The sequence below is a fragment of the Corallococcus terminator genome (assembly GCF_049194865.1).
GTDB classification, from domain to species: domain Bacteria; phylum Myxococcota; class Myxococcia; order Myxococcales; family Myxococcaceae; genus Myxococcus; species Myxococcus terminator_A.
In genome coordinates this window covers 90394-96960 of record NZ_JBLZWL010000037.1, presented here as the reverse complement: position 1 = coordinate 96960, position 6567 = coordinate 90394, and the positions used below count along the sequence as shown (strand labels likewise).

The 6567-nt window shown below is 71.6% G+C and carries 5 protein-coding genes; 2 read left to right on the top strand and 3 right to left on the bottom strand.

Going from position 1 to position 6567, the window contains the following annotated elements; all coding sequences use genetic code 11:
- On the bottom strand, nt 1-670 hold a 670-nt coding region (locus ACN469_RS14050; RefSeq protein WP_498768040.1), incomplete at its 3' end, for a PAS domain-containing protein.
- Nucleotides 671-964: 294 nt separating this feature from the next.
- The gene (locus tag ACN469_RS14045) at nt 965-3655 is read right to left on the bottom strand and encodes a M1 family aminopeptidase (protein ID WP_498768038.1); all 2691 of its coding nucleotides are present in this window, start codon (nt 3653-3655) and stop codon (nt 965-967) included.
- A 137-nt stretch (nt 3656-3792) separates the two neighbouring features.
- On the opposite strand from ACN469_RS14045, the gene ACN469_RS14040 reads away from it, so the two are divergent.
- Nucleotides 3793-4725: a J domain-containing protein gene (locus ACN469_RS14040; RefSeq protein ID WP_498768036.1), complete on the top strand. Its 933-nt coding sequence runs from the start codon at nt 3793-3795 to the stop codon at nt 4723-4725.
- Nucleotides 4726-4734: 9 nt separating this feature from the next.
- On the opposite strand, the gene ACN469_RS14035 is transcribed toward ACN469_RS14040, so the two are convergent.
- Nucleotides 4735-5733 carry an endonuclease/exonuclease/phosphatase family protein gene (locus ACN469_RS14035; protein WP_498768034.1) on the bottom strand — a complete coding sequence of 333 codons (999 nt, stop codon included), beginning with the start codon at nt 5731-5733 and terminating at the stop codon, nt 4735-4737.
- Nucleotides 5734-5992: 259 nt separating this feature from the next.
- Here ACN469_RS14035 and ACN469_RS14030 point away from each other — a divergent pair, with 259 nt between their 5' ends.
- Nucleotides 5993-6562 (top strand): hypothetical protein, encoded by a 570-nt coding sequence (locus ACN469_RS14030; protein ID WP_498768032.1) that lies wholly within the window; start codon nt 5993-5995, stop codon nt 6560-6562.
- The last annotated feature ends 5 nt before the right edge of the window (nt 6563-6567 follow it).

Below are 6567 nucleotides of genomic sequence, written 5' to 3'. Positions count from 1 at the left end.
AGGCGTAGTTGCCCTCGTAGTCCGCGCCCCGGCCCGCGAGCGTCTCGCGCACACAGCGCATCATCGCCTCGTCGCGCAGGGACAGGAGGTTCAGTCCCACGATGATGCGCTTGGTCGACCCGAGGATGGTGACGAGGCGCTCGTTGCAGGCGGTGATGACGGGCGAGGTGTCGTAGTGGAAGATGCCCAGCGGCGCGTTCTCCACCACCAGCCGGTAGAGGTCATCGCCACGGACCCGCGTCTCGACGAGTCTCGCCGCCGCGTCGTGGCGAGGATGCTCCAGCGGTTCGCGGAGCGTGTCGATGACCTCGTGCAGGCGACGGAGGCTGATGAGGATGCGCTCGTCGTCTCCCTGGCCCGAGGTGCCCACGGTGAGCTCCACCATGATTTCCGCGCCGTCGCGCCGTTGCGCGAAGACGCGGGTGGGTCGACCTTCCAGGGCGTCCCGTCGCGACAGCAGGTAGCGCACCAGGCTCTGGCCTTCATGGCGGCTCACGCGCTCCGGGAAGAGTCGGGAGACAGGCTGCCCATGGAGGTCCTCGCGCTTGCAGGCGAACAGCCGCTCGGCCGCGCGGTTGAGGAAATACACATGCTCGTGCGCGTCGCAGGCGACCATCGGGTCGACGGCGGCATCCAGCCAGGCGCTGAGCTCCTCGTTGGCTCCGGCCATGTGTTCCCCTGGGTGCCTCGCGGGCCACCCTTGTTTCGGCCAAGGGGTCCCACGACGTGTCTCCGCGAGGGATTGCCTCCCCTTTCCCTACAGGTAGCCATCCAACGCTGCGGGCGCGCCCACCACCTTGCCGGAAGTCACGCGCCCGGCACGTTCGTGTGCCGGGCGGTCTGCCGTACGAGAGTGGCGGCGATGAAAGGCGACTGACTCGCGGCGGCGCCTTACGACAGCGGCGGCGATGAAAGGCGATGAAACGCGCGGCGCCTCGCGACAGCTCCGGACGCGCGAGACATCTTATCGGCGGCGGCGGCCTCCGGCGCCGGGCTTGCCCGCCTTCTTGCGCGCCGGAGCCTGCTTTCTCGTGCCCGCCGGAGCCTGCTTGCTCGTGCGCGCCGGGACTTTCGCGCCCCGCGCGGGGGCCTTCTCCTTCGCGCGGCGCGGCGCCTTCGGGCCTGTCGCGTCACGCGCGGGAGCGAGCCCCTCCAGCCGCTCACGCAGCGCACGCGTCACGTCCTTCAGCGAATCCACCTCCTCGCGCAGCGCGGCCAGCTCGCGGGCCTGGGGCTCGCCCTCGCGCAGCGCGCGCACCGTCTCCCGCGCGGCGCGCCGGGCGCGGGCGTCGCTCAGCGGCGTACCCTCCAGGGCCGGGACGAGGCGCCGGTCTCCGAGCGTCCTCGCGGCCTCGAAGACACCCATCTGCACGCGGAACATCGGGTCCCTGAGCAGCTCCGTGAAGAGGTCCACGGCCTCGCGCTGTCGGCCCGCGACCTCCGCCAGCTTCGCCACCGCCTGGGTGGCGGCGCGGCGCAGGAAGGCGGGCTGGCCGTACGCGGTGCGCGCCTCCACCAGCGTGAAGGCGGCGGGGTCCTGCGACTCGGCGAGCCCGTCCATGGCGCCCACGGCGATGACGTCCTGGAAGGACGCGCGCGTGGAGGCCGTCTCCAGCACCGTCAACGCGTCCGCGGCGCGCAGCTTGCCGTAGCTGCGCGCGGCCTCCGCCTCCACGAAGTAACTGGTGTCTCCGGATTGCAGAAGGGCGCGGAGGAGCGCGATGACCTCCGCGTCGCGGCGGAACTCGCCCAGCGCGGTCACCACGGCGCGGCGCACGCGGGGGTGCTCGGCGCGCAGGGCCAGGAGCAGGCGCGCGCGGGCCTCGGGCGTGCGGATGCGGCCCAGGGCCTTGGCGCTGGCGGCGCGGGTGCCCCAGAACAGGCGCGAGTCCGTGAGGGCCGCGCCCAGGGCCTCCACGGCGCGGAAGCCTCCGTCGCGACCCAGCGCGTGCGCGGCCTCGGTGCGCGCGCGAGACTCCGGCGCGGCGCGCAGCTCCTCCAGCCAGAGGCCCACGGACTTGTCCACGTCCAGCGTGCCCAGCACGTCGCGGCGCGGGTCCACGCGCACCTGCGTGGGCGCGGCGGCGCAGGGCAGGTGGAAGAAGTGCTCCGCGTCCGTCACCTCCAGGCGGTGCACGGTGTCCTGGCCGTCGGCGGTGACGCGGACGTCCAGCGGCAGGCGGAACAGGGGCGTGCCGTCGGCGGTGCGCTGCGTCTGCCGCACCTTGAGGCGCAGGCGCCGGTCCTCCGCCTCGTAGCGCACCTCCACCTTGAGCTCCGGGTGGCCGGGGGCGAAGACGTACTGGTCGAAGAACGCATCCAGGTTGTGGCCGGTGGCCTGCTCGAAGGCGCGCGCCAGGTCCACCGTCTCCACCGAGCCGTGGCGGTGGCGGGACACGTAGTGGCGCAGGCCCCGGAAGAACAAGTCGTCGCCCAGGCGGCGGCGCAGCTCGTGGAGGACCAGGCCGCCCTTCTCGTAGAGATGCCGGTCGAAGACATCCAGCGGCGCGTGGAAGCGGCGCGAGACGATGGGGCGCGCGTAGCGCTCCTTCACCTCGCCCAGGTACGCCTCCAGGTCCGAGAGGCGGTGCTGGTCGGCCTCGTCCTGGCTGTCGGCGCGCTCCTTCCAGACCACCTCGAACCAGGTGGCGAAGCCCTCGTTGAGCCACCCGTGGGGCCAGTCGCGACAGGTGAGCAGGTCACCGAACCACTGGTGCGCCAGCTCGTGGGAGATGAGCGGCTCCGCGTTGTAGTCGGCGTGGGCGCGCGCGTCGTGGAGGACGGAGTCGGTGAGGCTGGTGGCGGTGGTGTTCTCCATGCCGCCGAAGATGAACTCGGTGAGGAACACCTGCGCGTAGCCGCTCCAGGGGTAGGGCTCGCCGGTGACCTCCTGGAACACGCGAATCATCTCCGGGGTGCGGCGCACGCAGCGCAGCGCGTCCTCGCGCCGGCCGCGCGGGAAGAGGTAGCGCAGCGGCACGGTGCCTGACGTGTCGGTGAGCTCCTCGAAGTCACCCACGGCGAGCGTGATGAGGTAGGGCGCGTGCGGCTGCTCCATGCGGAAGTGCTGCGTGCGGCGACCGTCCTGGACGCCGTCGCTCACGAGCACGCCGTTGGAGAGCGCCGTCAGTCCCTCGGGGAAGGTGGCGATGAGCTCCGAGGTGGCCTTCTGCGCGGGCGTGTCCAGGCAGGGGAACCAGCAGCGCGCGTCGGTGTCCTGGTTCTGCGTCCAGGCCTGACGGGGCCGGTCCGGATAGGCGGCCTCCGGTCCCCAGAAGTACAGGCCCCGGCGAGGGCGCGCGGCGTAGTGGACGGCGACCTCCACGGCGTGACCGGACTCCAACGGCGAGGGCAGGTCCACGCGCACGTGCGTGCCGGAGTTGGAGAAGCGGGCGGGGCGAGCGTCGACGAGGACGCTCGACACGTCCAGGTCCACGGCGTCGAAGGTGAGGGTGGACAGCGAGCGGACGGCGGAGACGCGGGTGGTGCAGACGCCCGCGACGCGGCCTTGCTCGAAGTCGAGCTCCAGCTCGATGCGGACGTGCTCGGCGCGGATGGGACGCTCCGCGGCATAGTGCTCGGTGGCGCCAGGGAGGCCAAAGGCGCGGGACTGAGGGAGGGCGGGCTCGGAGGAGTGACGGTGGCAGCAGCGCATAAGCAGGCCGACTCTTTCCCAAGCGCGGGCCACCGTCGAGACGGTGTTTCATCGCACTGTTCCACCCTGCACCCTCTCGCGAGGGCGCCCGACGTAACACCTGCCGGGAGGGGGCGCTTCGGACTACGTTGTCCACCGTGCAGTTCGTTCTCTTCTTCTCGGACAAGCAGGTGCGCGAGCAGCTCTTCGCCCATGTGGACGGGACGCGAGGGTTGTTGCTCGTTACCGGGGTGCGTCATGGCCCGGCCATGCGCTCCCCGGAGGCGCGCGAGCCCTTCGCCACCCTGGAGTTCCTCCACGGCCGCGTCTTGACGCAGGTGCTCGTGGCCGACGAGGGCACGACGGACGGCATGTGGAGGGACCCGCTGGGAGACCTGGGCGACCGGCTCTACCCGGAGAGTCGGGACGACGCGTACGCCGTCACCAGCGGCTACCTCCTGCTGGAGGACGGCCGGCCGCGCAAGGTGGTGCGCAAGCACGGCCTGCCCGCCGCCGACCTGTGGTTCCTGGAGGACGCGCTCAGCCACCTCACCTCGCGGATTCCTCCTCCGGACCCGGCGAGGAAGCCCGGCGCGAAGCGTCCGGAGAAGGCCCCCCGCTCACCCCGGCGCCCGGCGAGCACCGGAGCCTCGGAGCCACCCAATCCTTCGCCGGACGAAGGGGGCTGGCGCCGCCGCGCGGAGGGCGAGGGCCCGCGTGCCCCGGGAGGCAGCCGGCGCGTCAGACCCGAGCGGCCCGCCGCCTCGGAGCCGTCGACGCCCTGGGATGATGCATCGAGCCACGACACACGGGAGACGCACGCGGCGGACTCGGAGGCGACACCGCCTCGCGGCACCCGGGCCCCCTGGCCGCGCGAGCCGGCGAGGAAGGATGCCTGGGCGGTGCTGGGGCTCGCGCGGGACATGTCGCTGGACGAGGCGCGCAAGGCGTTCCGTGCGCTCATCGCCGGCTACCACCCGGACAAGGTCTCCCACCTGGCGCCGGAGTTCCAGGAGCTGGCGGAGCGCCGCACGCGCGAAATCCTGGCGGCGTGGGAAGAGGTGGAGGTCGAGCTCAAGTCCGGCCTGTGAGCTCTCGCGTCAGCCCACGTCTGACGCGGGCGCGCCGGGCAGGGCGAGGATGGCGGGCGCTGACTCCAGCGCGAAGCGCGCGACGATGGGCATGTGGTCCGACAGCCCGTGGAAGCGGCTCTTGAGGTCCCCGAAGGGGCTCGTCTCGTGGGTGTCCAGCCAGCGCACGCCCGCGCCGGAGAACATGTGGTCCAGGTGCATGCGCATGTGCATGAAGCCCGCGGTGGGAAAGCCCCGCGACACGGTGGGGTCAATCTGCCCGACGGCGGCCTGGGCGCAGGTGAAGCGCACGTCTCCGGTGAGGTAGCGGAACACGGGCGAGGACGGCGGCGAGTTGAAGTCCCCGCAGACGACGAAGGGCTCGTTGGCGGAGAGGATGCCCACGTAGTCCGCCAGCTTGCGCGCCTCGTGGAGCTGGTTGACGCCGCAGCCCATCTTGTCCCGGGTGGACCAGAACTCGCGGGCGAAGGGCGTGGGCAGGCTCAGGTGCGTGTTGAAGACGTGGAAGGGGCGGTTGTCCTCGCGTCGCAGCAGGCGCATGTGCGCGCAGATGCGGCTCTGCTTGCGGTCCTTGAGGCGCTGGACGTGGTGGTGGGTGATGGCCTGGGGCGAGTCCACGTTGTGCTTGTCCACCTGGAGGGTGCGCTTGTTGACGAGCATCGCGAGCCCCGTGGTGTAGAGCGACACCTCGCCCAGCTTGTAGTGGTGCGCGCGGAAGTAGAACGCCTCGTAGGGCATCTCCCGGCCCTGGGCGGTGAAGATCTCCTCCATGCGCCCCATGAAGGCCATGAGCTGCGTCTCGCCGGGCAGCTTGGGCCGGTGGGCGATGGTGCTGCGCAGCGACGTCGTCTCCACTTCCTGGAGGCAGACGACGTCGGGCAGCGGGTCCAGCGCCGCCAGCGCGGCGGCCACGCGGCGCTTGGGCCCCACGGTGCTCGCCAGGCCCCGGAGCATGTGGCCGAAATAGCGGACGTTGTACGTGACGATTCGCAACGAGGAGTCGGGCATACGAGGTCCGTGCCCGTCCCGGGCACAGGAAGAAGGTACTCACATCCGGGCGTTCGCGCCCCCCATTCCTCGTCGGTGGGCCTCCCGTCAAACAGTCAACCCTCCGTCCCTCGCTCCCCGGTGAATTCCCCCGGCGCCGACGCCGTGCTTTCCTGCCCACGAGGATGAAGGCGCCCGCCTGCCAGACGGGGTGGCGGGCATCCCGCGCGCGAAGGGCCGGCACGGGTGACGCGGGACATCCCGCCAGGGAGGACCATCGATGTTCAAGGCCATGGGGACGTGGGGCTTGCCGTGGGTGCTGGTGCTGACCGGCTGCGGCTCGTTCGAACAGGAGCAGTACGACATCACGCTGGACGAGGCCCAGGCCCAGGCCGTCCCCTACGCGTGCACCGACAAGACGGTGGAGGACCCCGAGCCGGTGCCGGGCACGGGTGGACCCTCGGGGCTCACCCTCCAGCAGCGATGGACGGTGCGCGCGGAGCGGTTCGGCGCCACGAGCCTGGAGGTGCCCGACTTCGCCTTCACCCTGCCGGGGGGCGACCTGGCCACCATCGACGACGATGGCGGGCCGGACGTCCTCGACGGGACGACCTCCGAAAGCGGGCCGTTCCAATACATCGACATCCGCACCCGTCCGTTGGAGGACGAGGCGGGGACGTCGGTGAACTACGTGGTGCGCTTCTACATCGCCAACGACTCGCTGGAGGACGACACCATCGACGGCTTCATCGACGTGCGCCGGACGACGTACACGGGCGCCGGAGCCGACGCGGTGGACCAGGAGGAGTGCACCTCCAAGGTCCGCTTCACCGGGCGCCGCGTGAAGTAGGCGCC